General features: G+C 39.4%; 19 protein-coding genes and 6 pseudogenes. 9 read left to right on the top strand and 16 right to left on the bottom strand.

Annotated features, from left to right (window positions below):
• Positions 1-192: 192 nt before the first annotated feature.
• Positions 193-1,572 (top strand): histidine kinase dimerization/phosphoacceptor domain -containing protein, encoded by a 1,380-nt coding sequence (locus tag LEP1GSC062_RS05065; RefSeq protein WP_039941232.1) that lies wholly within the window; start codon positions 193-195, stop codon positions 1,570-1,572.
• A 165-nt stretch (positions 1,573-1,737) separates the two neighbouring features.
• Here the strand turns inward: LEP1GSC062_RS05065 and LEP1GSC062_RS23575 are convergent.
• Positions 1,738-1,952 (bottom strand): annotated as a pseudogene (locus tag LEP1GSC062_RS23575) (LIC12628 family protein).
• A gap of 76 nt (positions 1,953-2,028) precedes the next feature.
• Here LEP1GSC062_RS23575 and LEP1GSC062_RS05055 point away from each other — a divergent pair.
• Entirely contained in the window at positions 2,029-2,856 is an 828-nt protein-coding gene (locus LEP1GSC062_RS05055) for a crotonase/enoyl-CoA hydratase family protein (RefSeq protein ID WP_010577163.1), read from the top strand.
• 8 nt (positions 2,857-2,864) lie between these two features.
• On the opposite strand, the gene LEP1GSC062_RS05050 is transcribed toward LEP1GSC062_RS05055, so the two are convergent.
• Positions 2,865-3,044, bottom strand: coding sequence for a hypothetical protein (locus LEP1GSC062_RS05050; RefSeq protein ID WP_020983619.1), 180 nt, complete (start codon positions 3,042-3,044; stop codon positions 2,865-2,867).
• 113 nt (positions 3,045-3,157) lie between these two features.
• On the opposite strand from LEP1GSC062_RS05050, the gene LEP1GSC062_RS05045 reads away from it, so the two are divergent.
• Both LEP1GSC062_RS05045 and sph read left to right on the top strand, forming a co-directional pair.
• On the top strand, positions 3,158-4,006 hold the full coding sequence (locus LEP1GSC062_RS05045; RefSeq protein WP_010577161.1) for a tetratricopeptide repeat protein: 849 nt from the start codon (positions 3,158-3,160) through the stop codon (positions 4,004-4,006).
• Between the two features lie 695 nt (positions 4,007-4,701).
• The gene (sph, locus tag LEP1GSC062_RS05040; RefSeq protein WP_039941230.1) at positions 4,702-6,627 is read left to right on the top strand and encodes a sphingomyelin phosphodiesterase; all 1,926 of its coding nucleotides are present in this window, start codon (positions 4,702-4,704) and stop codon (positions 6,625-6,627) included.
• Positions 6,628-6,777: 150 nt separating this feature from the next.
• Here the strand turns inward: sph and LEP1GSC062_RS05035 are convergent, their stop codons facing one another.
• From LEP1GSC062_RS05035 to LEP1GSC062_RS05020, 4 genes and pseudogenes are all read right to left on the bottom strand, one after another.
• Positions 6,778-7,737, bottom strand: coding sequence for a hypothetical protein (locus tag LEP1GSC062_RS05035; RefSeq protein WP_010577159.1), 960 nt, complete (start codon positions 7,735-7,737; stop codon positions 6,778-6,780).
• Positions 7,734-9,073: pseudogene (locus LEP1GSC062_RS05030) on the bottom strand (transcriptional regulator). Before LEP1GSC062_RS05030 ends, LEP1GSC062_RS05035 begins: the two are co-directional and overlap by 4 nt.
• A 2-nt stretch (positions 9,074-9,075) precedes the next feature.
• A pseudogene (locus LEP1GSC062_RS05025) lies at positions 9,076-9,548 on the bottom strand (RNA polymerase sigma factor).
• Between the two features lie 320 nt (positions 9,549-9,868).
• Positions 9,869-10,159, bottom strand: a pseudogene (locus LEP1GSC062_RS05020) (sigma factor sigX-regulated lipoprotein SrpA); the annotation flags it as partial.
• A 368-nt stretch (positions 10,160-10,527) separates the two neighbouring features.
• On the opposite strand from LEP1GSC062_RS05020, the pseudogene LEP1GSC062_RS05015 reads away from it, so the two are divergent.
• Both LEP1GSC062_RS05015 and ppnP read left to right on the top strand, forming a co-directional pair.
• Positions 10,528-11,421 (top strand): annotated as a pseudogene (locus tag LEP1GSC062_RS05015) (IS982 family transposase).
• A 174-nt stretch (positions 11,422-11,595) separates the two neighbouring features.
• On the top strand, positions 11,596-11,907 hold the full coding sequence (ppnP, locus tag LEP1GSC062_RS05010; RefSeq protein ID WP_010577156.1) for a pyrimidine/purine nucleoside phosphorylase: 312 nt from the start codon (positions 11,596-11,598) through the stop codon (positions 11,905-11,907).
• Positions 11,908-12,798: 891 nt separating this feature from the next.
• Here ppnP and gcvP read toward each other — a convergent pair.
• Genes gcvP through gcvT form a run of 3 tightly spaced genes read right to left on the bottom strand, consistent with a single transcriptional unit; the run spans position 12,799 to position 17,255 of the window.
• The gene (gcvP, locus tag LEP1GSC062_RS05005) at positions 12,799-15,693 is read right to left on the bottom strand and encodes an aminomethyl-transferring glycine dehydrogenase (protein WP_010577155.1); all 2,895 of its coding nucleotides are present in this window, start codon (positions 15,691-15,693) and stop codon (positions 12,799-12,801) included.
• Positions 15,694-15,729: 36 nt separating this feature from the next.
• The gene (gene gcvH, locus LEP1GSC062_RS05000; protein ID WP_010577154.1) at positions 15,730-16,122 is read right to left on the bottom strand and encodes a glycine cleavage system protein GcvH; all 393 of its coding nucleotides are present in this window, start codon (positions 16,120-16,122) and stop codon (positions 15,730-15,732) included.
• 17 nt (positions 16,123-16,139) lie between these two features.
• Complete coding sequence (gcvT, locus tag LEP1GSC062_RS04995) at positions 16,140-17,255, bottom strand: glycine cleavage system aminomethyltransferase GcvT (RefSeq protein WP_010577153.1); 1,116 nt, start codon at positions 17,253-17,255, stop codon at positions 16,140-16,142.
• Positions 17,256-17,525: 270 nt separating this feature from the next.
• On the opposite strand from gcvT, the gene LEP1GSC062_RS04990 reads away from it, so the two are divergent.
• Together LEP1GSC062_RS04990 and LEP1GSC062_RS04985 are read left to right on the top strand one after the other, a co-directional pair.
• Complete coding sequence (locus tag LEP1GSC062_RS04990; protein WP_010577152.1) at positions 17,526-17,933, top strand: GFA family protein; 408 nt, start codon at positions 17,526-17,528, stop codon at positions 17,931-17,933.
• 417 nt (positions 17,934-18,350) lie between these two features.
• A complete protein-coding gene (locus LEP1GSC062_RS04985; protein ID WP_010577151.1) occupies positions 18,351-19,364 on the top strand; it encodes a glycerophosphodiester phosphodiesterase in 1,014 nt (337 codons plus the stop codon).
• A gap of 582 nt (positions 19,365-19,946) precedes the next feature.
• Here the strand turns inward: LEP1GSC062_RS04985 and LEP1GSC062_RS04975 are convergent.
• The 7 genes and pseudogenes from LEP1GSC062_RS04975 to LEP1GSC062_RS04945 form a co-directional block, all read right to left on the bottom strand.
• Positions 19,947-20,225, bottom strand: a complete 279-nt coding sequence (locus tag LEP1GSC062_RS04975) for a hypothetical protein (RefSeq protein WP_010577150.1) — start codon at positions 20,223-20,225, stop codon at positions 19,947-19,949.
• 39 nt (positions 20,226-20,264) lie between these two features.
• A pseudogene (locus LEP1GSC062_RS23570) lies at positions 20,265-20,936 on the bottom strand (LIC13197/LIC10919/LIC10469 family protein).
• 222 nt (positions 20,937-21,158) lie between these two features.
• On the bottom strand, positions 21,159-22,559 hold the full coding sequence (locus LEP1GSC062_RS04965) for an NAD(P)(+) transhydrogenase (Re/Si-specific) subunit beta (RefSeq protein WP_010577149.1): 1,401 nt from the start codon (positions 22,557-22,559) through the stop codon (positions 21,159-21,161).
• Between the two features lie 4 nt (positions 22,560-22,563).
• A complete protein-coding gene (locus tag LEP1GSC062_RS04960) occupies positions 22,564-22,848 on the bottom strand; it encodes an NAD(P) transhydrogenase subunit alpha part 2 (protein ID WP_000434762.1) in 285 nt (94 codons plus the stop codon).
• A gap of 77 nt (positions 22,849-22,925) precedes the next feature.
• On the bottom strand, positions 22,926-23,645 hold the full coding sequence (gene queC / locus LEP1GSC062_RS04955) for a 7-cyano-7-deazaguanine synthase QueC (RefSeq protein ID WP_010577148.1): 720 nt from the start codon (positions 23,643-23,645) through the stop codon (positions 22,926-22,928).
• 12 nt (positions 23,646-23,657) lie between these two features.
• Positions 23,658-24,038, bottom strand: a complete 381-nt coding sequence (queD, locus tag LEP1GSC062_RS04950; RefSeq protein ID WP_010577147.1) for a 6-carboxytetrahydropterin synthase QueD — start codon at positions 24,036-24,038, stop codon at positions 23,658-23,660.
• Positions 24,039-24,117: 79 nt separating this feature from the next.
• Positions 24,118-24,309, bottom strand: coding sequence for a hypothetical protein (locus tag LEP1GSC062_RS04945; RefSeq protein WP_010577146.1), 192 nt, complete (start codon positions 24,307-24,309; stop codon positions 24,118-24,120).
• Between the two features lie 429 nt (positions 24,310-24,738).
• On the opposite strand from LEP1GSC062_RS04945, the gene LEP1GSC062_RS04940 reads away from it, so the two are divergent.
• Entirely contained in the window at positions 24,739-26,055 is a 1,317-nt protein-coding gene (locus tag LEP1GSC062_RS04940) for a Kelch repeat-containing protein (protein ID WP_039941222.1), read from the top strand.
• The last annotated feature ends 445 nt before the right edge of the window (positions 26,056-26,500 follow it).

Genomic DNA, 26,500 nt, shown 5'->3' with positions numbered 1-26,500 from the left:
AGTTAGTGTACTTCTTGCGGAGTCACCTAACGGATGTTCACAAATTGTCTCATGGTAGAATCTTAAAAGAGACTTTTTATCCGAAAATTATTCGGAAGTGGAAATTGCATTCTCAGAAATTAAAAATTTTACTATGACTTTTTGTACGTTTTGACAAATACTTGTTGAATTCGGAGTTATTTTTAGTAACTAATGAGTATGCTTCAAAAACCCAAAATATTGGTGGTCGAGGATGAGATCATCGTCGCCGTCAATTTAGGTCAAAAACTGAAAAAATTGGGTTACGAACTCGTAGGGATTACTTCTTCAGGAGAGGAGGCGATTCAGAAAGCCGAGGAAAATCATCCGGATCTTGTTCTCATGGATATAAACATAGAGGGGAATCTAGATGGAATCGAAACCGCCGAAGTACTTCGGAATCGTTTTCACACTCCGGTGATTTATCTTACCGCATACGCCGACGAAAGCACTTTAGATAGAGCCAAAAAGACTCAGCCTCTTGGATATATCGTAAAACCTTTCGAATCCGATCAACTCCGTTCTTCGATCGAAGTAGCTCTTTATAAAAACGAAATTGAGCAGAGATCCAAACAAACTGAAGAAAAATTGAAAGGAGCATTGGATCAACTTGGGGCGGGAATCGTAACCACGGATGAAAATGGTTTTCTACTTTTTATGAACCCGGCAGCGGAAAAACTGACCGGTTGTAAATATAAGGATCATCTTGGAAAACCGGTTCGAGAAATTCTTTTTTTCGAGAATACAACCGGAGATACAATCGGGAACGTAGTGGAAGAAGTTCTCAAATCCGGACTTCCTAGGGAAAGCGGAAATCTATTCTTAATTTCGAAAAACGGAAATAGCCAAGAAATTCAGCTCCAAAGTTCTCCGATTTTAGGAGCGGAAGAAAAGTTAACCGGAACTTTTAATATTCTCAGAACCAAAGAACAGCATACGAGTACGACTGAAAAAGATACCTACCTCAAAGAAATTCATCATAGAATTAAGAATAACCTTACGATCATTTCCTCTATTTTTAGTCTTAGATCCGGGCAAGCCGACGAAGAATCCAATGGTCTCCTTCGGGAAAGTCAGAATCGTTTGCGCGCAGTCGCGCTTCTTCATGAAATTCTTTATGAAAGTAAGGATCTTTCCTCAATCAGCTTCGAACTCTATGTGAAAAAACTTACGGATGCACTTTTTGAAATTTACCAGGTGGATCGGGAAAAGATTCGGTTGGAGTTAAATATCCAAGAGGCAAAAGTGAAAGCCGAGATTGGAATGAATCTCGCTTTGATCATCAACGAACTCATTACGAATTCTTTAAAACACGGACTAGCGGGCTCTGAATCCGGTTTGATTCGGGTCAGTTTTACGAGAAAGAACGAAATGCTGACTCTTGAGATTTCGGATAGCGGAAAGGGGCTTCCTGAAAAGTCGATTCGAAATAGAAGTCCAAATTCGCTCGGCTTATCTCTTGTGGAATCCCTTGCAAAACAAATCGATGGGAAAGTCGATTTTCTCAATCAAGAAGGCGCCTGTATTCAACTAAGCTTTCCTGTTTCTGTTTGAAAAAGTAAGAATTCCTTTCTCGGTTTTCCGATCCAATTGATGGGAAACGGGCTCTCTAATTTTTTTCAAAGCTTGAATGGTTCTCAGGTAATGGAATTTCCTAAAAATCTGAAAAATGAGTTCCTAGTTTGAACTCGAACCCTTTTCAATTTGTTTTGTGTAGTGTCAGACAAAGAATGAATTTCCAATGGTCCCTTCTTTTGTTTTCTTCTCAACACATAGATGTTTTTTGGAAAATATGTGGGAACTTCCTCGTTTTCCTGTATAACATCTACCTTTTCTAAAAGCTTTTTCCATTCTTCCTTTGGATGCGGATGACGCATTTTTTCCCAACTGATGATCACTCTAATCCTCCTAAAGATTATGAGAATCATTCTCATAATATAAAAATTGTCCACCATTTCTTCCGACTAGGAATGGCTTGTAAGATTTTTTTTCATTCCCAGAGTGACTGGGATGAAAGCCCATTTTGAATTTTTTGAAATTGTCGTAAGACCCGAAGATAAAACCGCCGTTCTTTATCTCAATCGCCCTGAAAAAAGAAACGCAATGGATTGGCCTTTCTGGAGGGATCTGCCGGGTGTGATTGAAGAGATCAATTCGAATCCTGATATTCACGCGTTTGTGATCGCTGGAAGAGGAAAATCCTTTTCCATTGGTTTAGATCTGGATTCTTTTATCCGACAATTTGGCAATTTGATCCAAGCTCCCTTAGGTAGTGACCGTAGAAAATTCTTCGATCTCATTCTTAAAATGCAAAAAGGAATCAATGCCGTTTACGATTCTCCAAAACCGTCCATTGCCGCAGTTCAAAAACATTGTATTGGCGGGGGGTTGGATCTGATTTCCGCATGTGATATTCGTTATGCTACGATAGACGCGTCAATTTCTCTCAGGGAAGCAAAAGTTGCGATTGTTGCCGATATGGGTTCGATCAACAGACTTCCTTCTATCATTGGACAAGGTCATACACGAGAATTGGCTTTAACTGGGAAAGATATCGACGGAAGCGAGGCGGAGCGAATCGGGCTCGTAACCAAGGTTTTTCAGACCCAAGAAGAAATGATGGAAGTCGCCCTTGCAACTGCAAAGGAGATAGCCGAAAACCCTAAGATCGTCGTGTCCGGCGTGAAGGATGTGATGAGATATTCTGAAGGAAAACCGTTGGAAGCCGGTCTGAATTATGTTGCACTTTGGAATTCGAGTTTCCTCGATTCCGCGGATTTTAGAAAAGCGGTACAGTCTTTCCGGGAACGCAAACGTCCTGTTTACAATCAAGACTGATCTGGGAACTACGCATAAAGATCTAGGATTCTTTTTTGTCCTTCTTCTTTTGAATTTCGAATTCCCACTTCCACGGCGAGATTCAACATTTTTCGGTTCAGATCGCTTTGTACCTGAAAGATTTCCCTAGGCAGATTCGCGACTCTTTCCAAAAGTAAACTTTGGTTTGTATTTCCATTGATATTCATAAATTCCCTCTTCCGAGAATTTTGGGTTTTTCTCTCTTTTTCCCCCAATTCTATTTTCGGGTGATAAATAGAAAACTTGATTATTTTTTGAAAATTTTTAATCTGTCTAAACTGTGAGTTTCCCCGCACTGATCAGATCTGCGATTCAGAGGGAGAATCAAAGAGAATTCACCAAAGCCTTCAATCTCTACAAAGAAGCTCTCTCATTTACCGCTAATCCTAAAACGATTCTTAAGATACGTAATCGTCAAGCTTGGTGCCAGTATCATATTGGAAACACTCGGGAGACCTTAAATCTCTTTCACGAAATCATCACCAAGTATCCGAACGAGCCCGAAAGTTATTTATATTATTCCAACTATCTCATCAAAATCAGCAATTTCAAACAGGCTAAAAAGATTCTTACAAAAGGAATCGATCTCTATCCGGATCAATTGGAACTTTATCTGACTTTGGCTTCTCTTTTGAAAGATACCGATCGATCCAATGAGGCGATTGCCGTTTTGAAACAAGCCTTGGCTCAAGAAAAACTTTCAAGAGGAAGAGGAATTCTTCGTAAAGATATCTGGGCGGAACTAGGGCACCTTTATTATCAAAGAGGAAATTACAACTCCGCATTGGTTTCCCTCAAAACGTCGATGCGTATGGATAGCGACGAGAACTTTCTTCATTACGATATGATTGCTCAGTGTTATCTAAAGGTTTCTGATCATAAAAATGCCCTTAAGTTCATCGATTTATATGTTCAGTATTTTGGAGAATCCGATTCAGACATTCTAATTATCAAAGCGCGAGCGCACGCTCAGCTCGGTGAAAGTCATTTAGCCTGCGCATCCTTATTACAGGCGTATTCCATGGAAAACGGTCTCAAACTGAACGCGGAAGACATGATCGATTTTGCCCCTTTACTTCAAACCGGCTTTTTTGATACATTAGAAAACGTTGAAATAGAAGAGCCTTAAGCGAATTTGAAGGATTGTTCGGCGGATTCTTTTTTCGTTATTTTTATTACGAATTTATTGAATGATTGTAGTTGATTTATTGTAAGATCTTGGGACAGATTCTTAACTCTTCGTATTCTATGAAAATTTTTCTTAAAAACTTATGAAATGATTTTGTGAAGCGCTCTTTTGTTTTTAGATACATTAGAGTTGTTGAAAATTAATTCTCTATCCCTTTCTGCTTCGTTGAAATGGACGTTTGAAGCGGTTTTGTTAATCTAAATCATGAAATTTTTCAACAACTCTATTGATGGATTTGAAGTCAATTTTCGGTTTTTATGGAATTGTTTTCGAAATAATAAAATGTATATATTATATTCTTAATGTGATTTGGTTTGTAAGCGTAATGTAATCTGTCGGGCGTAAGCTTTCAAAAATCATCAAAAGATTAGGAATTGTTTCCATATGACATACGATTATCAAATTTATTCGTTTAATCTTGAAACATAATTTAAAAAGTAAACAAAGACTTTATTCGATTTTCATTGTTTATCTTTTTATATCTAAAACATTAGCGGTTACTTTAGGGATCTATATTTTCAATTTCAATTACTTGAGCATTATGTGAAATCGAATCGTTTTTTATAAAATACTATTCTTCTTGTTGAACTCTATGTTATAGTATGGCATTGATTTAAAAAGAATGGAGATAGTGCATGAGAATAATGAAATATACAAAAGTGAGACTTCTTATAAGTTGTTGTCTCTTATTGTTTTTTCTAATAGATTGTAAGGCCGATAGACGATCGTTGTATAACGATTTACTTGTGTCTCTGATGTACATTTCAGATAATAAGAACATTGGTTCTACAAATTCTGATTTAACTGGCTCTGGCTCTGCAAGTTCCAGTCCCGCAGATGCTGCTTCTACAAATTCAATTTCTGAGAATTCAATTTCTGAGAATTCTATTCCTGAGAATTCAATTTCTGAGAATTCAATTTCTGAGAATTCTATTCCTGAGAATTCTATTTCTGAGAATTCTATTTCTGAGAATTCCATTCCCAAGAATTCCATTTCTGAGAATTCAATTTCTGAGAATTCTATTCCTGAGAATTCTATTTCTGAGAATTCAATTTCTGAGAATTCTATTCCTGAGAATTCCATTTCTGAGAATTCTATTCCCGAGAATTCTATTCCCGAGAATTCTATTCCCGAGAATATGGGAATTAAAATTCTAAGTCACAACGTTTTCCTGTTGCCGAAAATGCTTCCAGGTTGGGGAAATTGGGGACAAAACGAAAGAGCACAACGTATCGTGAGTTCGAATTATATTCAAAACCAAGACGTCATTGTGTTCGATGAGGCTTTTGATACGAATGCAAGAAAAATTCTTTTGGACGGAGTTCGTTCGGAATATCCGTATCAAACCGATGTGATCGGAAGAACCAAAAAAGGTTGGGACGCTACTTTGGGTCTGTACAAATTTGATGCGCTCACTAACGGAGGAGTCGTTATCGTAAGTAAATGGCCCATTGAAGAGAAAATACAACATATCTTTAAAGAGAAAGGATGTGGTGCAGATTTTTTTTCTAATAAAGGATTTGCTTATGTGAGAATCAATAAAAACGGAAAAAAATTTCATATTATTGGAACTCATGTACAGGCACAAGACTCCATGTGCGCGAACTTAGGAATCGTCTCAAGAATAAATCAATTCAGTGAGATCAGGAGTTTTATCGATTCAAAAAAAATTCCGAAAAACGAAATGGTTCTGATCGCGGGAGATTTGAATGTAATCAAAGATAGTAGAGAATATTATCGGATGCTTTATATATTGAACGTAAACAATCCTAGGTATGTGGGAGTTCCTTTTACGTGGGATACAAAAACCAACGAAATTACCGCTTTTTATTATGAGAAAGAGGAGCCCGTATATTTGGATTATATACTCGTTTCAAGATCGCACTTCCAACCTCCGGTTTGGCAGAATTTAGCTTACGATCCAATTTCTGCAAAAACTTGGACCGTAGGGGGATATACGAGTGATGAATTTTCCGATCACTATCCCGTTTACGGTTTTATATATGCGGATTCGTCCACTCCGACGAAGTCCGGACGTAAAAGAAAATACGATCGAGTTTCCTTCGTATCCGCAGCTACCGGAAGAAGAATTCAAGCCAGTTCTAAAAAACCAAACGCATGGTTGAAGGTGGATGCCACGACAGAAACTGACTTAACAAAATTCAATTTGGTGCAGACTAACGATCCCGATTCGAATCCCTCTTGTATGAAAAGCGGACCTGTTCGGGTTGAATCTTCTTATTCTTTAAATTACTTTTGGAATTGGTGGCTCGGCGGAGGGAAAGGTAACTATGCGTACTATTCCAAGTTCAATGACGGGTCGAATCGAATCCAAATCATAAACTTAGACGGAGGGTGTTTGCGAGACGGGAGTCGAGTCGCATTCAAGGATTATGATACTATTTCAAAGAGACGATATTTTCTCACTGCTTGGGAAGGTGGTAAGTGGGATAAATATTTCTATCTTTGGAAGGATGAGTTAGGTCCGAGAGAAACTTTTTATCTCAAGTTAGATTCCTCTCCCGAAATAGATTGGAGTAAGGATCTAATTTATCGTTGAACTTTAAAAATCAAACAAAAGATGGCAGGGATGTCCTTGCCACCTTTCGTTGCTATGTGTTTACACATGCAGGAGCTTGTTATGTAGTTAATACATAGAATCTTACGTCGTTCCCAGGTTTTAAGCCCCAGAGAAGTCATCCATTTTATTTTACAGCTTAAACCCGCCGCCGATCATAAAAATTGGTTCGTTAAAATGATAAGATTGCGTCGCCCCAATTAAATCTGTTTTTCGATATTGTAAAGCTATATTAAAAAAGTAAGATTCTAATTCCCATTGAATACCCGTTCCCACAAAAAGAACCGTTTGTATCTTGGAATGCGTTCCACTTTCAGTACTTTTCCCGATTCCCAAGCCTACTTGAGTAAACCAAAGAATAGATTCGGAAAGAGGAAAATAATATTTTACTCCCGGCAAGAGTGAAAGAGTTTCTATGTCGAACTTACTGTGTTTCTCAAAATGAAAATTTCCTTCCAACAGAAACATATTTAAAGAAGTGCTGGATAAAGCTTGATATTCCGGGGTTGAGTTCAGATTGGCGCTTGTGAGAATTCCGATAAGTGGGGAAATCGTACGATCCGGAAAAGAATAAGAACTTAGTTCGAGTCCGAGTAAAAAGCTGAGATTCAAATTGTAACGATATTCGCCATTAAAGGAAGTTGTTTGAATGTTTACGGTATATCTTTTCTCAAGATAAGGATCTATATAGATTACGCCTGTGATAAGGTCCGTGATATTGTATCCGCGATTGAAATTCATCTTTTCCGTTACTTTGGAGTTCCAGCTCGACAAATTCCAAGAAAAATAGAATTTTTTAATATTATTATGTTCTTCTTTTTTCTCTTTGATTTCCGGCCTTTTGATTTCTGAAACAAGAATTTTTTCAACCAGAGTTAAATCGATTTTTTCGACCTTTCCTGTTTCGTCCTCGACTAAGACGTGATTCTCTCGTAGTGAAGTTCTAACGTTTTCTATCTTTTTTCCGTCTTTTAGAATCAAAGTATTTCCAAAAATCCAGATCGGATCTAATATGAGGCATATACAAAAAATTTCCGTGAGGGAGCCCTCCAGAACCTTTTTGAAAAAATGATTTGAATTTAGGGTCTTCAAAATGAAATCGATTCTATATTTGCGGATTCGATGATTCTTTTTTTTCCGTTTTCTTCCAAGATATATTGGTTTCCGTACTGTATTACATTTCCTTTGAGTATCGTTCCGTCTTTGAGTTGAATCGTTTTATTTCCTAAACGTAAAGGTTTTTCTTGGTTGTTTTCGGTATTTGTAGCGGTTGAAGTTTTTCTTTCGATCGGTTTTTGTTTTTCCTCTATCTCCGGAAGTTTTATAGGTTCGGAATTTCCAAGATGATTCGAAATATTTTCTAGATCTTTGATGTACGACTCATTCAAAGGAGCTTGCTTTTTTTGTGAGACGTTTTTTATGATTTGTTGTTGAATCTCTTTTAGAATATTCAAATTTTCTTGTGCGTTTTTTGTATCAAGCCGATTTTCTTTCAGAGTTTTAAATAAACTTTCTTCCAGACTTCCCGATAAATTGAGAGGTTTTATTTCAAAATAAGAATTAGAGATATCTTCCGAAGAAGTGTCCACCCATACTTCTTCCAATTCGGTCTTTTGCTCGGAGTTTGAACCCGTTTGTTTATTCAAAGAATGTTCTATCAGTTCTTCCTTTTTAGGATCCAGCAAGAACGGAAGTAGGTATTTGATTCCGGAGCGTATCCGCACGGAGCCGTCCCACACATTCACTTTGTAACGATTTTCCGCACTTTCGATCCATACTTTGGTCCCATTTAGTTGGATTGCGGTTCCGTTGAGATAAATCTTAGTTTGAGATGCCGTATTCGTTAACGTTTCGTTTACAAAAGATTTCCTTTTTGCAAAAAAATGGACAGACCGTAGCCTGATGTGGCAACTTCTTGAACGGTTTCGGCCAGTTTTAAAATGCGAACTTCCGAATTCGGAAAAATTCTAAAATGAACGAGACCTTGCTCTCCGTTGATTTTTACTTCGCAAAAAGAATTTTGATAGAGGCGAATCCAATCATGACGTAAAGTTTCCGGATTACAAGCACCTGTAACTTCCATAGGGATCGTCTCGGTTTTACGGAACATTTCCATCTTAAAAATTACGGATAAGGAAACAATGAAGGAAATAATTGCAGCGATAGCCAGAAATTGATTTCTAAAACTTCTTTGAAATAGATGTATTTTAGGAGAGGGTTTTGACGATTCTGAGAGAATCTGCTCGAGAACGAGTTTGTGTTGTTTTAAACCCGTTTGCATTTTCACGTAGTTGTGGTATCTCTTTTCAAATTCCGGATAAAGAGTTATGATTTCGTTTAGCCTTTTGTTTTCTTCCAACCCGGCTTCTTCAAAAAGAAACAAGGACATCAATTCTTCGAATTCTTCTTGTAGGTCTTTGTTTTCCATAATTACAATACCACTTTTTTTCTTTCTAATTCTTCTCTAAGTAGATCCAATGCTTTTAATAGTTTTCTACTTACGGTTCTCGAAGATATGTTCAACGCTTGTGATGTTTTTTCCAAAGTATAGTTGTTGATTTCTTTCAATAAGATGATGCTTTTTTCCGGCTCTGGTAAAGAGGAAATAATTTCTCTCAATTCATCCTCCACGATTTGTGTTTCTATTGTCCGAATAAAATCATCTTTTACTGCAAACGATTCTATAAAAGCACCGCCTCCCTCTATTAAAAAATCCTTCTTTCTTTTTTTTCGATAGGTATAGTAAGTATTTTTTGCAATCGTAGCTGCCCATGCGTAAAAACTTCCTGAGCGATATCTTCCACTTCTTCGGGATCGGAGGAAAGAAAACGGATTATTTTATAAATCGAATCCTTGTAGTTCCGATAAAATAGAGAAAAATCGTGATCTTGATTTAACTTCATAATTTATATTCTACGTATAAGAATTCAAACTGGATGGATTTTTCTCTTAAGAAAATTTCAGTTCGATTTCGACTATTGAAATTAAAAACGATTCTTCGAATAGAAGATTTTCAAAACACGAGGAATCAAGCTATAATTCCGTAAGAATTTATTTCTCCGAATAATGTGAATAATAACCCTCCTTTAACTTCGGATTCATTCGAGAAAGAATCTCATTGGATCCTTTCTCGATTTTTCCTGATCGTTTATAAACTGTGTGCGATCTTTTTCATTTTGTTTCACCGATAATTGTAGGCAAATGAAAGATCATATTTTTTCTCGCGAGGATTATCTCCGCCTAAATCTGTTAAAAATGCGGAACCCTGTCCGACCGAGTTTGGAAGTGTCAAAAAACGGGAAGAATCTTTGGTTCTTGCCGCAAGTAAGCTTGCCGTGTTTGAGAATTTAAACTCTGTTGTTCCGTTCGGACCCGTTAAAAGTGCTAAAGTTAATAACTGATTTTTGTCATCGTCCTTATCTTTCTTGCAACTCGTAATCGAGAATAACGCTACCATTGCAAAAACTGTAATTGATAACATTCCTTTCTGAGATTTAATTTTATCTTGTTTCATCGTATTGAACCTCCAATGAAGTCACGAAAGAAATATAGAGAGGTTTCAATGTAAGTGAGACAAACATTTATGAAATTTTATATAGTTTGAGCCTTAAAGGAGCGACTTTTTAATTTTTATTTGAATCCTCACGGCGAAATTTTGAAAAACGAATTCCGATAAAAAGTGAGAAGTTGTTTATTTAAGTATGTTTCTGACTAGAGGAGAAAATACATTATCCACTATGGTCGATTCCCAGAAGAGTGCGTTGTCTATGAAAACCTTAAATAACGTGAGTTCGGCCTAAGGAGGAAAAAAGAGAAAAATCTTGTACAGAAAAGCGCCAGATCACATATTGAACCAAATTTCCAGCAAGAAAAGGGTTAAATATGGATCTGACAGAGATATTTTGTGCGATAGACGATTATTGTACACAACAAAAAATAAACTGGAACGAGAAAATACTTTTGTCCGGTGGTTCGAAAAAGAAACCGAAAATTTCAGTTAAGCCTGAGTGAAGTAGCAACGATTGTTGTCTGTTTTCATCTTTCTCATTATAGAGAATTTAAAAATTATTATCTGATAGAAATAAAAAAGAATTTAAAATCGGAATTTCCAAAAGCGGTAAGTTACAATCGTTTTGTTGAACTGATGCCTAACGCGTTATCTGTCATAGCTTCCTTTCTATCAAATTCTTGTCTGGGAAAATGTTCGGGAATATCGTTCATTGATTCTACGATTCTCAAAGTATGCGACAACAGAAGAATCCATTCTCATAAAGTATTTAAAGATACTGCACAACGAGGGAAATCAAGCACAGGCTGGTTTTATGGCTTTAAATTGCATTTAATCGTAAATGATCAAGGTGAAATATTATCATTTATGATTACTCCTGGAAACGTCGACGACAGGAATTCGAAAGTGATTTTTCCACTTGTTAAGAATATTCACGATAAACTTTTCGGAGATAGAGGTTATATCAGTCAATCTTTGTTTGAAAGTCTTTATGAAAAGGGAATTCAACTCATTACAAAACTTAAAAAGAATATGAAAAATAAATTAATGCCCTTAGTTGATAAAATTCTTTTAAGAAAAAGAGCTATCATTGAAGCAGTTAATGATGAACTCAAAAATATCTGTCAGATTCAACATACTAGACATCGAAGCTTTTTCAATTGGGCTGTTAATTTATTAAGTGGGTTAGTTGCATTTTCTTTTTTTCCAAAAAACCTTCTTTGAATTTGAGATCCAAAGACAATTTACAACTTTTACTCTCTCCTTAGGCCGAACTCACGTTAAATAAGGTGCTTCTATTGGCGCTCGACGGGATTTGGGATAAGTTCTGATATTTTCAGATTTGAATTTTTCAACGAACTGTAAAATTGTATCCTTCATGTTTTCTTTTGAAAGTCTTGCAGAAAGAGATTTCAACTTATTTTTTAAACGCTGGGGGCCGCATGAGAGAATTTGAAAACGTAACGATCATTAAAAAGGCGAATGTTTACTACGACGGAAAGGTGACAAGTAGAACCGTTCTGTTCCAGGACGGAAGCAAAAAGACTTTGGGGATTTTAATGCCGGGTCAATATGATTTCGGAACCGACGAAAAGGAAATTATGGAAATCTTGGACGGGGATATGCTCGTCAAACTTCCGGGTGAGGATTGGAAGGAAATCAAAGGCGGCCAATCTTTTGAAGTTCCCGCAAAATCCAGATTTCAAATGGATGTGAAAAGGATCAGTGACTATTGCTGTTCTTACATTGGTTGATTGGATTTTAGATCTTTTTTGTTGATTTAAGTTGTCTTTTGGAATGTAGACTTTACTTTTAAAAATTTTGTATTAATTGCTATCAATAATAAAGTAGAACTAAAGATCCAAAATTTTATAGGAGCTTTAAAGATCCTTTACTACTCGGGCGCATGAAAATGGTATCAAAAACTAACGAGTGATTTTTGCAAAAATATAAAGTCCTCATAAAATTTCATCGAATCCGAAATTCTTAACTGTTTTGAAATGGAGTTTACATTCCAAATTTCGAAACAAGCACAGCTAGTATTCTTTTCATGTGTCCAGTTGTAAAATAAGTTTTATAAACAGAATGTTTATCGGAAGAATTATATTTCCGAATTGAAATTGGCTGAATTGTATAAACTACTTTCTTTAGAATTCAATCTCAAGATACTGGGCCGATGAAATTTTTATCTTTAATAACTCATCCGATTTTGATTGGGGAGGGTCTTGTATGTTTGCCGGTTGGATGGCGAATTATATATTAGAGTTGTTGAAAAATTCCATGATTCAGTTTAACAAAACCGCTTCAAACGCCCATTTCAATAAAGCAGAAACGGACAGAGGATTAATTTTTCAACAACTCTAATATTAAGTCAGTATTTTAGGACATTCTAAAATACTGACTTTGTGGATCATTAAGGGCTTGCTTTTTAACGTGAGCTCGGCGTAAGAAAATGAGAAAAAATTTTCTAAAAGTAGGAGTCCTTACTTTTAGAATTTGTTCGTAAAATCGCGATTTGTTTTAGCTCCCACATTTTAAGAATAGATTTACAAGGTTCAAATTCCAACTTTCTACAGAAATATGAATCATGGATTTCTTACACCGAGCTCACGTTTTTTAGGTTTTATCGAACTTCGTTTAACAAATCACTGATAACTTTCGATCGGAAGACAGGAACAAACCAAATTCCGATCCCCATATACGTTATCCACTCTCCCCACATAAGGCCAGAATTTGTGATTCTTGGTCCAAACCGCGGGATAAGCGGCGCGTTCCCTAGGATACAAATGATCCCAACGATCCGAAGTCACCATCGCCGCGGTGTGCGGAGAATTTTTCAGCGGGTTGTCCGTTTTATCCAGAGCGCCACTTTGAACGTCTACAATTTCTTGATGAATGAGAAGCATCGCTTCGCAGAAACGATCCAATTCTTCCAAAGACTCAGATTCCGTCGGCTCGATCATCAACGTTCCCGGAACGGGAAAAGACATAGTAGGCGCGTGAAAACCGTAGTCAATCAATCTCTTTGCAACGTCTTCCACTTCGATTTCTGCGGACTTTTTAAAAGGTCTTACGTCGAGAATACATTCGTGAGCGACAAAACCGTTCTTTCCTTTGTAGAGAACCGGGTAGGCTTTTTCCAAACGTTTTGCAATGTAATTTGCGTTTAAGATCGAAATCCGAGTCGCATTCGTAAGGCCTTCGGATCCCATCAGAGCGATGTAAATCCAAGAAATCAAAAGAATGCTCGCACTTCCCCAAGGTGCCGCGGAAACTGCCCCGTGTTCGTTACCGGTTGTATTATCGACTAGTACGTGTCCGGGTAAAAATGGAACGAGATGTTTTGCAACTCCGATCGGACCTACTCCGGGACCTCCCCCTCCGTGAGGTATGCAAAAAGTCTTATGTAAGTTGAGATGGCAAACATCCGCTCCGATCTCACCCGGACTTGTTAATCCGACTTGAGCGTTCATATTCGCTCCGTCCATATAAACCTGTCCGCCGCGGGAATGAACGATCTGGCAAATTTCTTTTACGGATTCTTCAAAAACTCCGTGAGTGGAAGGATAAGTGATCATCAAAGCGGCGAGATCGTTCTTATGTTCTTCTGCTTTTATTTTTAGATCTTCCAAATCTACGTTTCCGTTTTGATCGCAGGAAACGACTACGACCTTAAAGCCCGCCATAGCCGCGCTTGCAGGATTGGTTCCGTGGGCGGAGATTGGAATCAAACAAACGTTTCTATGGGCTTCTTTTCTACTTTCATGATATCTTCGAATAGCCAAAAGACCGGCGTATTCTCCTTGAGAACCCGCGTTTGGCTGTAAGGAAACTCCTGCGAACCCGGTAATCTCGCAGAGCCATTTTTCCAATTGCTCAAAGATGATCTTGTATCCTTTGGTTTGTTCAGAAGGCGCAAACGGATGAATTGCTCCGAATTCAGGCCAGGTAACCGGATACATTTCCGTCGTAGCGTTGAGTTTCATCGTACAAGAACCAAGCGGAATCATCGAGGTCGTTAAAGAAAGATCTCTAGATTCAAGTTTACGAATATACCGAAGCATCTTCGTCTCGGTATGAAATGATTGAAATACGGGATGGGTTAGATAAGAAGTGCTTCTTTTGAAGGAATCGGAAATATTTCCCGAATTTGAAAAAAGTTTTTCTATATCCGACTGCTTCACTTGGAAAATTTTGAACAGATCTTTGATATCCTCGAAATTAACGGTTTCATCTAACGCGATCCCGATCCTTCCGTCCTTGTATTCCCTTAGGTTGATCCTTTCGGAACGAGCTCTATTCAAAATATCTTTTGCTTTTGCGCCTGCTTGAATCGTAATCGTATCAAAAAAAGAATCGTTTGAAATCGTAAAACCCGAAGACTTTAACGCGTCTGCAAGAATTGAAGTGAATTTGTGAATTCGAGTCGCAATATTTTTAAGCCCTTCCGGCCCGTGATAAACCGCATACATAGAAGAAATAACCGCAAGTAAAACCTGGGCCGTGCAGATATTGCTTGTAGCCTTATCTCTTCGGATATGTTGTTCTCTGGTTTGAAGAGAAAGTCTGAGTCCCGGATTTCCTTGGGAATCTTTGGAAACTCCGATCAATCTTCCCGGCATACTCCGTTTGAATTCGTCCTTGGTGGCAAAGTAACCCGCGTGGGGGCCACCGAATCCCAAAGGAAGGCCGAATCTTTGAGAGGAACCGAGGGCGATATCGGCTCCCATTTCTCCGGGAGATTTAAGAAGAGTAAGAGCTAAAAGGTCTGCGGCAACGGCGGAAATCGCCCCAACGTTATGTGCTCTTTGAATAAAAGAAGTATAATCGATTATTCTTCCGTCGGTCGCAGGATATTGAAGAAGAACCCCAAAGAAATCCTCATTCAATTCAAGTATTTCATGGTTTCCGATTTCAACCTCGATTCCGAGCGGATTAGCTCTTGTAACGACTACGTCTATGGTTTGAGGATGACAGAGTTCCGACACAAAGAATTTTTTAGCCGTTTCGTTCTTACGGACGGAATAAGAGAGAAACATCGCTTCCGCTGCCGCGGTTCCTTCGTCCAAAAGGGAAGCATTCGAAATTTCTAATCCGGTTAGATCGATAATCATCGTCTGAAAATTCAAAAGTGCTTCGAGACGACCTTGGGAAATCTCCGCCTGATAAGGAGTGTACGCAGTATACCAACCCGGATTTTCCAGAATGTTCCTTTGAATTACGCCGGGAATGATACAGGCGTTATAACCCGCTCCGATGTAAGAACGAAAAACTTGATTTTGAGAAGCGATATTTTTCAAATCCCGAAGGATCTTGTGTTCGGTGGAAGCCTTTGGCAGATCCAGTTCCTTTTTGAGACGAATTCCCGCGGGAACCGCTTTATCGACCAACTCCTCCAGAGAAGAAAGTCCCAATTTTTTCAACATCTTACCGATCTGCTGTGAATCCGGTCCGATATGTCTTCTTGGAAAGGTATCTAAGGGATCCGTACTTACCCTTTCAAGATTCGTTATGTTTTGGTTCTGGAGCGTGGAGTTCATGTTCATCTGTTTCTATCCATATATTAGACTTTGATGTTATTCGAGTTTGGAGACGAGCGCTCTGTATTTTTCGGGACTCAAAAGTTTCTCCAATTCGGAGGTGGAGAAACCTTTCACCTTAATCATCCAAGAATCAAATGGCTTCGCGTTTACGTCGCCGGGATTTTTGGAAAGAGCCGAATTGGATTCGATTACTTCTCCGCCGACAGGCGCGTATAAATCTTCCGCCGCTTTGACCGATTCGATTGTGCCGAAGGTTTCAAACTGTTTGACGGCCTTTCCCGATTTTGGAAGATCCACAAAGACAATATCACCGAGAGCGGATTGAGCAAAATCTGAAATTCCGATAAGGGCCGTGTCTCCTTCTACTTTTACCCATTCGTGTTTTTCCGAGAAGAGATAACCTGCGGGTGCTTGTGTTTCTGCCATGATTCGTTTTTCCTGATTTAATTTTTTCTGATACTGCCCGGAATAAAAGGCTTTGTTGTTATGATAGCTTGTTTGAGTTGCTCGCGGATTTCAATCTGAATCGGTTCGCCATCTTTGATTTTTTCTGTTCGAATGGAAGCCAAACCGATTCCTTTTTTCAAAGAAGGAGAGAAGGTGCCGGACGTAGTTCTACCAATTTCATTTCCTTGAAAATCTAAAACTCTGAAGTTTTCTCTTGGAACGCCCGCTTCCGTTAATGCGAACGCTACAATTTTGAATTCAGTTCCATTTTTCTTTTGAGAAAGAATTTTCCCGGATGAGAAATAAGAATTCTCTTTTTCCTTCACAATCCAACCGATCCCGGATTCGATCGGAGTCCATTGGTTGTTGAGTTCATGTCCGTAAAGAGGATATTTTGCCTCAATTCTCAGAGTATCTCTTGCGCCGAGTCCACATGGAAGGAGTCCCTGAGGTTTTCCAAATTCTAAAAGTTCATTCCAAAGTTTTAAACCGAAAGGAACGGAAGAGTAAATTTCAAATCCGTCTTCGCCGGTGTATCCTGTTCTTGAGACGATGATTTCTTCTCCTTGATAGTCGAGAAGAACGAAATGATAGTACTGAATTGAATCCAATTCTCTACCTAAAAATTTAGAAAAGATCTCATTTGCTTTCGGACCTTGCAGGGCGATCTGGTGCCAGTTTGGACTTTGATCGTGTACTTTGACACCGGATGCGGGTAGATATTTGAGTAAATGTGCGGTCACTGTTTCGTAGTTGGAAGCGTTGGAACAGATCATGTATTTTTCAGTGGAGAATTTATAGATCGTCACGTCATCTACAAGTCCGCCGTTTTCATTCAAGATAGCGTTGTATTGAACCTGAAAATTGGAAAGAGAAGTGACCGAGTTGCAAGTGACCGATTCCAAAAAATCGAGAACCACTTTCGGCTCACCCGTTATGAAAATTTCTCCCATGTGAGAAACGTCGAAAAGTCCAGCCGCCTCTCTGGTTGCGTTATGCTCTGCGATAATTCCGGAATATTGAACCGGCATATCCCAACCCCCGAAAGGAATCATTTTGGCGCCGAGGGCGCGATGAATTTCATAAAGTGGTGTTCTCTTAACTTGGGACATAAAGCTTTCCGAATACCAATTTTTACGGGTTTTGTACCCGGACAAATGGATTTTTTGGGAAAATTTTCGATTCTAACCCGAAAATTCTCTCCTCCCGAAAGGTCCTGAATTTTTTATCGAGTAAATTAGTTACATCTTCTTGGATGTGGAAACTCCAGCGTTTTATTACTAAAATCTCATTTGTTTGAAAAACTTTTTCTCTTGAAACTGTTTGAACCCAAGGCATTTTGAATTACGACGACGAAGTATAAATCATTCAGGAAATAGGATATGAGTTTGAAAAATTACAACGGAAGCTGTCATTGCGGTAAGATTCGTTACGAGTTGGCTCTTGATCTTTCCAAGGGAACTAGCAAGTGCAATTGTTCTTTTTGTTCCAAAGTAAGAAATTGGAGTTCTATGGTAAAACCGGAAGCATTACGTCTGATCTCCGGCGAAAGCGAACTTCAAACCTATCAATTTGGAACAAAAAGTGCGATTCATAAATTTTGTAAAAACTGCGGAGTGAGAATGTTTACCGAAGGTTATCTTGAAGAACTAGGAGGAGCGTTTATCAGCGTAAGTTTAGCTACATTAGATAATATAGATCTTGAAGAATTGATTGCGGCACCTCTTTGGTATGCGGACGGACTTCATAACAACTGGCGAAAACAACCTGCTGAAATACGTCACCTTTGATCAATATTACATCAAATCGAACGAAAGAGGTGAAATCACATTATGATGAAGCTTATTTCAAAAGTTAGAATAGGAGATCTTTTTCAAAAAAAACGACAACTCCGAATTGGATGTGATTTTTGAGAGCTTCTGCCTCTTTGCAAGATTGCCCGTTTATTTTTGATTCCATTTTCATACGTCCGAGTCGTAATGTGAGTTTGGTGTAAGAAACTTATTTTTTAAAAGTTAACCTCTTTCGCAAAATAATAAAATTAAATGTGAGAACTCCTATATTTTTGGCCTTTAGAAACCGGAAGATAACCAAGTTCTATCTTCGCAACTATAGAAACTCTTACTTTTAGAAAGATTTTTCTAATCTTCTTATACCGAATAGATTGTGTTTAAGATAGCTCTAGTAATGTGAGTGGATTTAAAAAAATGCTTTTCCACAATTCGAAAATGGAAAAAAATCCGTTTAAGATGAATACAAAAACCAAAGCTAGATATTCTTTAAAGATATTATTCGTTCTAATCTTTTACTTTGGGGCAAATTCCTGTTCGAACACACCAATTATCAACAAACCCTTGGATAAAAGTTTGGATCTACAAGGCCACCGGGGTGCTAGAGGTTTAAGGCCTGAAAATACTTGGCCCGCTTTTGAAGAAGCGATTCGATATGGAATGACCACCTTGGAATTGGATACGGTCTTAACCAAAGATAAGAAAATTGTAATTCATCACGATTCGGAAACGAATCCTACGATTTGCCAAAAGAAGGACGGAACACCGATCGTTCCCGTTTCTCTCTACGACTTAACGTTTGCCGAGCTGAAAGAGCTGGATTGCGGAACGAAAAAGAATCCGAAATATCCCGAACAAATTTCCGTTCCCGGGACCGAATTGATTACGATCGAAGAATTTTTCGTTCTTGTTGCAAACATCGAAAAGAACAATCCGAATCGGCCGAAATTAAAATTCAACATTGAAGTAAAATTTCCGGACGAAGATCAAGCGGCGTTTTCCATTGAAAAAGTAAAGGATCACGTAGACTTATTGGTCCAAGCCGTAGAAAAAGCGAAAGTTGCGGACCGAACTACGATTCAATCTTTTTACATACAAGCGCTTCCCATCGTAAAAGAAAAAAATCCGAAGATTAGGACGAGTGCCCTTTTTTCTCTTACTTATTTTCAAGGAGCAATGATGAAATTTGGATTCGGAAATGGAACGCGCGAAGACATTCTCAAAAAGGCCCTTGAAGTAAAGGCGGATATTATTTCCCCTTATTTTTTATACGTAACGAAAGAATTTGTGCGGGAAGTTCATTCTCATAAAATATCCGTGATTCCTTGGACAGTCAATGATTGGGAAGAAATGAGAAGATTGATAGATGCGGGAGTCGACGGAATCATCAGCGATTATCCGGATCGACTGTCTCAAGTGATTAAGAATTAATTATATTATAAAATTTGAATCCATATTTCAAAGCTTCAGAAGCCATTCGGAGATAATTCTAAATGTTAGAGTTGTTGAAAAATTAATTCTTTGTCCGTTTCTGCCCTATTGAAGTAGGCGTTTGAAGCGGCTTTGTTAAATTGAATCATGGAATTTTTCAACAACTCTATTACATAAAACCTTTTGAAAACGAATAAAAAGTTTTTGAACGATTCTTATAAATCCATAATACTATACTTCAAAGTTGTCCGTTTATTTCGCGGTCGGTCGACATGACTATAAACGTCGTTCGATTTGAGAGGAATCTTTAAACTTCGCGCAAACGGATATTGATTCGAAACATCTGCTTATGCTACAAATTTTAAAAAGCTGGAAGCATTTACCCCTACACTGCGTGAAATCAAATCGAACGAATGTAAGCATCGACTTTCGTTCCGGTTTTGCGTTAGGTGGTGTTTCATAAGGTATTTTTATTGCCTTCAGCTTTTTCAATTCCGCGAGAGGGAGAATATCCTCAATACGATTTCCGTCCAACCAAAGCGTTTCGATCTTCGTAAGATTTACGGGGTTATTCAGCGCGTTTCAATATCTTAATAAACTCTTTTTCTTTTCGATACTGGTTAAAAATTTTTGAAGAAAACCAACTTTTGGTTTTGACAATCCTGTTGCTGTCTGAAGTCGTTGGGCATAATCTTCTTCTTCGTTTCCGGTCAAGCCGATCAAAATCGATTCGCAAGCGGTGCATAACTTGGTTAAAACAATTGTTTTGTCCTCTTTCGAGATTTTATCCAACAATTTTTCATCAACTTCCACGATTTCATGAAACTCGCTCGTATTGAGAAAATCGCCAATGGAATACATCTCAGCATTTGGAGACGCACTTTTTCCTTATGGATCAAATCAGATCAAACCGATCGGGATCGACCATCGTTCGTGTCTGGTCATCGTGATCCAAAACGGTTTTCTTTTTTTGAATTCGTTTTGGAGTTCCCATCGAGATATTTTTACAGGCTTCCCAGCCCAATCTGTAGTTCCAAATCTGGAATAAATCGATCAAAAGATCGTTCGCTTCTGAAAGATTTTTTTTCTTTTGTAAGGTTTTTTCTAAAAGAGGACGCAATTCATCTACGAAAAGATTGATTGCTTGATCGGTTGGGAGCTGTGAGAAGTCCTCATCGACTAAACTACCGTGTTTTAAATCGGATTCTATACCAGGAATTCCTTTCGGTCCCAAATCGGTTTCGGATAATTTTCCTTGGCCTATACATGAATCTAACGCAGTAAGCATAGGCTACGTCTACGGGGATCTCCTCCGTAATACCAGGAATAATCCAGCGCTTGGATTTTTTCATATTCGATGCAGAATTCGAGACCGGTTTTGATGCCCGTTATAAATTCGTTTAATATTTCATTTTTGTTAAGTGAATCAAGCAGTTCGTTGACCTGGGAATAAAAGTTTCCAGCGTCGTTTTCTTCCAACCATTTTCGGATTCCGTATTCACGACGTTCAAATCGTATCGGATCTAAATGTTCGCTCCAGGTTTGTACGATTTTCTTCCGTTCTTCGTTCATATTTCGGTCTCCTCGCTCTTGAATGTGACTATAGACTTTTCGACAATGGATATCTTTTCATATTATACCGTGAAATTGCGAAAGTAGGATCTCCTACATGATCGACACAGTCTTGGCCTTTATCATGATCTTGTACGAATGATTCTCCGGAATTTCAAATAATAAAAAAGCCGGACTTTTTACGGCCCGGCTTAAGACATTTTTGAAAAAAATGAAAATTTCTTAGGTTTCTTTCAGCGCCGTAACGATTTCTTGAGTCGCTTTTTTACCGTCTTGGAAATACATCAAAGCGTTGTCTTGGATGAACAAAGGATTGGGAACTCCCGCAAATCCAGGACTTAGACTTCGCTTAATAACGATGACAGTTTTCGCTTTGTCCACGTCCAAAATCGGCATTCCCGCGATCGGGCTACTTGGATCTGTTTTAGCGAGAGGATTTACCACATCGTTCGCACCGTTGACGATGACCACGTCGACTTGCTCAAAGGAAGGATTGATTTCGTCCATTTCTTTCATCTTGTCGTAGGGGATATCGGCTTCCGCCAAAAGAACGTTCATGTGACCGGGCATTCTTCCCGCAACGGGATGAATCGCAAATTCAACGTCGATTCCTTTATCCGTTAGAATATTATAAAGATCTCTTACGGCATGCTGAGCCTGTGCGACCGCCATTCCGTAGCCGGGAACGATGACAACTCTCTGAGCCATATCCAAGAGCATCGCAACTTCTTCCGCGGAAGTGCTTTTGGTTTTGCCTGCGTAGATATCCTCTCCGCCTTTGGAAGTGTCGACCGCTGCGCCGAGCCCGCCGAAAAGAACGTTCGGAAGAGAGCGGTTCATTGCCTTACACATAATCTGCGTTAGGATAATTCCGGAAGCTCCCACAAGAGAACCAGCGATGATGAGAACATTGTTTCCAAGTACGAATCCCGTCGCGGAGGCCGCGATTCCCGAATAGGAGTTCAAAAGCGCGATGACGACGGGCATATCCGCGCCACCGATCGGCATTACGAGTAAAATTCCTAGAATGGAACCTGCTACGACTACATACCAATACCATTCTATCTTTTCAGGTTGAATTACAACGAAGTAACTGAGAGCGATAGAACCGAGAAAGAAAAGAACTTTTACAAGTTGATCGCCCGGATAACGAACCGCTTTTTCGGACAAGAGCCCCTGGAGTTTTCCGTAAGCCACAAAACTTCCCGTAAGAGTTACCGCTCCGATGATTCCGGAAGCGGCAGTGGAAACCGTAAACTGATACGATTTTAAAATTGCGAGGTTGGTTCCTTGGTGAAGAACTTCCATGACCGCTGCGCCCGCAACGAGAAAAGAAGCAAGTCCGCCAAAACCGTTCAATGCTGCGACAAGTTGAGGCATCGCGGTCATTTCCACTTTCACGGAGAGATACACTCCGATTGCGGTTCCGACGATGAATCCCGCTAGGATGTATTCATATGCGAGACCTTTTTCAACAAGGGCCGCCGCTATCGCAAAGAACATTCCCACGGCGCCTGCAAAGTTTCCTTTGACTGCGGTCTTTGGATGAGAAAGAAGCTTTAATCCTACGATAAAAAGGACCGAGGATAGAAGATAAACTAGATTGATGATCGACTTTTCCATATTCTTATTTTTCTTTCTTCTTGAACATTCCTAACATTCTATGAGTCACTAAAAACCCGCCTACGACGTTGATCGTTGCGGCGACCATTGCGATAAATCCGATGATATTGATCAGCGGTCCATTTACGGAATGAAGAGAGAGAATCGCTCCAATGATCGTGATTCCGGAAATAGCGTTGGAACCTGACATCAGAGGAGTATGTAAAAGAGGAGGAATTCTTGTGATCACTTCGAAGCCGACAAATACGGCCAGTAAGAAGATCGTCAGGTAACCTACGAACTGTTCCATTTAAACTTTTCCTAAACAGAGATTCCTTCCTTTGGAGAGTTGAGGAAGGTCGGGTTGACAAATGTCAACCGATGAAATCACTTTTCAGAAACTCCGGTCTCCTGAAAACCTTTTTTTCTCAAGAGACAAGCATCGCATCTTCCGCACGCTTTCCTGTTCTTCGGGTCATAACAGGAGAATGTAAGATGGAAGGGTACTTGTAGTCGGTTTCCCAGAAGAACGATTTCTTTTTTAGAAAGATTTTGAAGGGGGGTCACGATTTTGATCGGAGAACCTTGACTTCCTTTTTTGGTTCCGAGTTGAATTGCCGTTTCGTACATCTTGATGAACTCCGGTCTGCAATCCGGATAACCGGAATAGTCCATTGCATTTACTCCGATATAGATAGAACTGGAACCGGTGCCTTCTGCGAGACAAACCGCAAAAGAAAGAAATAGAATATTTCGCCCGGGAACATAAGTGTTCGGAATCTCTTCTTTTCCTAAGGAATTTTTAGGAACTCTGAGCGATTTCTGAGTCAGTGACGAGCCTAAAAACAATTCCGGTTTTAACTTTTGAATTGCGTGAGAAATTCCTAACCGGCGGGTTATTTTTTTCGCATAAGACAATTCAATTTTATGTCTTTGTCCGTAGTCGAAGGAAAGAGCTTGGATTTTTTTTCCGTCTGCAATTGCTTGGTACAGACAAGTGGTCGAATCCAATCCTCCGGATAAGAGTACAACGGCCTTGTCATTTGCAGATTCCGAACTTGAATCGGAATTTTTTCGGCTCGAATTTTTATTTTCCCTGGAATTCAAAAACGATCCTCTTCAAACAGATCCTTTCGGACCTTCATAAATACAAGCACTTGTGCAAGTTTCATTCAGAGTGATTTTATAAAGCAAAGGTAATAAAGGTTTAAGGTGCTTCCAAAGCCAGATGGCTATGTTTTCGGAAGTCGGATTTTCAAGACCAGGAACTTCATTCAGATAATAATGATCCAGATGATCCTCAATCAAAGGTTTCACGATTCTACTGACCTCCGCGTAATCGATCAGCCAGCCAGTATTTGAGTCGATTCTTCCCTTTAAATGAAGTTTGAATCGAAAACTATGACCGTGTAGTCGTTTGCATTTATGGCCGTCGGATACATTCGGAAGGAGATGAGCGGCGTCGAAGTGGAATTCTTTGGTGAGTTCGATTTCTTCCATGAGGTCCTGCCCGGTTTTATAAATTCGGAAGATCTAAAAATTAACCGGGATCAGGTTGAAAAGACTAAAAAAAGCCGATTTATTTCACCAGTTCTTTCAAAATCTCCTGTCTTTTTTGATCTTTCTGATGTTCGTTCAAAACTAACCATTCTCTTTTGATTTGTTTAGAACTTACACCCTTAAGTTCTGCGTATTTGTTAAGAAGTTTTGCAGTTTTCTGATTCATATCGACCAAAAAACCGGAAAGAGTGTCTCTGTCAAGCAACTCCAATAGGAAACGTTTCTTTCACTTTCGTTAATTCTTTTTCAAGACGATCCAATTTCTCTTGAAGCGTATCTTTAAACGGTCCATCATCCGTCAGATACAGTTGTTCAGTGTGTGTTTACCGAGACTCCCAAGTCTTTGGATCTGAGTTATTGACTTTTTCGTTTTTATCGATAACTCAACGGCGTTCTTCTTAAAGTTTTCATCATATTGCCTTTTTCTAGCCATACTTTCTTGGCCTTTGTTGATGCACTCTCGTGTTCATCAATTCGGGGGAGTTCATCCTGAAAGCGTAGGAACTCCTAATTTTTTCAATTCTACGGAAGAAATTTTTTTCGAACTTGGAATTTTATTTGTAAAAGAACCTCCTTTTCCGAAACAATCGGAAATCAAAAATCGTAAACGAATTAGATCCTGAAAAGGAGGGTTTTTATTATGATTCTAAAACAAATAGCAGTCATATCGTTTTTTTTGTTCTTTTTTTTCGTAAACTGTCAAAAGGAAAAAGAAGCGGAGCATCTGCTGCCGATTTTCAATTTAGCTAATTCTTCAAAGTCAAATAGTCCTACGAGTACACAAACTCCCGGCTCCAATTCCGGAAATGAGAGCGGGGGAGTGTTACCGACTCCACCTCCGGATCCGGAAACTCCGACCGCAGCCTGCACAACGAACCTGCGCCAATGGACTGAAAATGAATTACCCGGAACAGGATCGATGCAAACTTTCACTGGGCTCGGTAACGGAATCGCCGTTGCCGCCGCCGGATGGGACTCTTGGAACGGGAACAACCTAACAAAAGTGACTCGCTTCTATAATATCGCAAATGGAGCGATATGGGCCGGTCCGGACCTGAATATAGCGAAAGGAGAGGCCGCGGCGGTTCCTATCTCCGCCTCTAGAGTTCTGATAACCGGAGGATTCGATTTTGCATCCAATGAATTGAATGTCGCTGAAATTATCGATACCGCTGCAAATCCGGTTTTTGATCCAAACACAGGACAGATCATCAACGACCCGAGGCACCTGAATACAAACCCAATGAACACCGGGCGTGCTGCACACACATTGACAGTGCTTGCAGACGGTAGGGTGCTTGCGGTTGGAGGAACGTTTATGAGCGGAGTCGACGCAAGAGCCGAAATCTATAACCCTGCGACGGGACAATGGACTGAAACAGGTCCGTCTCTCTCGGAAAGAATTTATCATACTGCTACTCTTTTGAACGACGGAAGGGTAATGATTGTCGGTGGAATGGATAATAACGAAACAGGAATCAGTGCCACACTCATTTACAATCCACAGACGGATCAGTGGGTGAACGGTCCGGACTTAAATGAACGCCGCGAGTCTCATACTGCGACATTATTACAAGACGGTCGCCTGCTCGTTGCAGGGGGAGGGTCCCGTTATATGGTCGGAGGAACAGGGGTTCTTAGAAATAGAAATACACTGGAGATCTATGATCCCAATACAAATCAATGGACAGTATTTACTATGCCGGGGCGTCGGACGGAGCACGGTGCCTTTCTGGAAGTGGACGGTTCTGTCGTGATGGTCGGTGGAATAAGCAGCGGAATGAGCGGCGGTGCGACACATTCTCCCACACTCCGCTATGCACCGAACACGAACACTTGGTGCCACTTGTCCGATCCGCCTCCCTTTGGAATCATGATCCTGTCTCCCCGGATACTTCTTTTCCCTACAGGAGGAGCGGGTTTCGTCAACGGAGATTCTAACATATCTTTGAGATGAGAATTTTTACCGGAAAAGCTCAATGTTTCATGCGATAAAAGTTTCCTCTCCGGGGCAATGGTTTTGTAAAAAATGCTCCGGAGATCCCAACTCTCGTACACGCAATTTTCAGGATGAGCAAGTAAATCACTAGATTGCTTGAGATTTTCTAACCAACGAAAGCTTTCCTTTTCCTCGATCGGTATTCTTGTCGGATTAATTTTCTTTTTTGATGCGTTGCAACCTTTAAACTTTTTCCTATTCCAAAATCTAATTGAGGCTAATCCAAGCGGAAGTCCTTCCGTTGTAATAACTAAACTTGAATTCATAGTCGGATCCCTGTCCCGATGAGGGAGGTCTGTTGAAAAAGAGATACAAAATTTGTGAACCTGCTAGATTTGCGTAATGGTAAAGTTCAAGAATACGGACCCGAATCAACTTAGGATGCATGTTTTAGACTTTCAGG

The sequence above is a fragment of the Leptospira alexanderi serovar Manhao 3 str. L 60 genome, from assembly GCF_000243815.2.
In the GTDB taxonomy this organism is placed as follows: Bacteria; Spirochaetota; Leptospiria; order Leptospirales; family Leptospiraceae; genus Leptospira; species Leptospira alexanderi.
The sequence above is the reverse complement of the archived record's forward strand: the minus strand, read 5'-3'. Positions and strand labels throughout refer to the sequence as shown.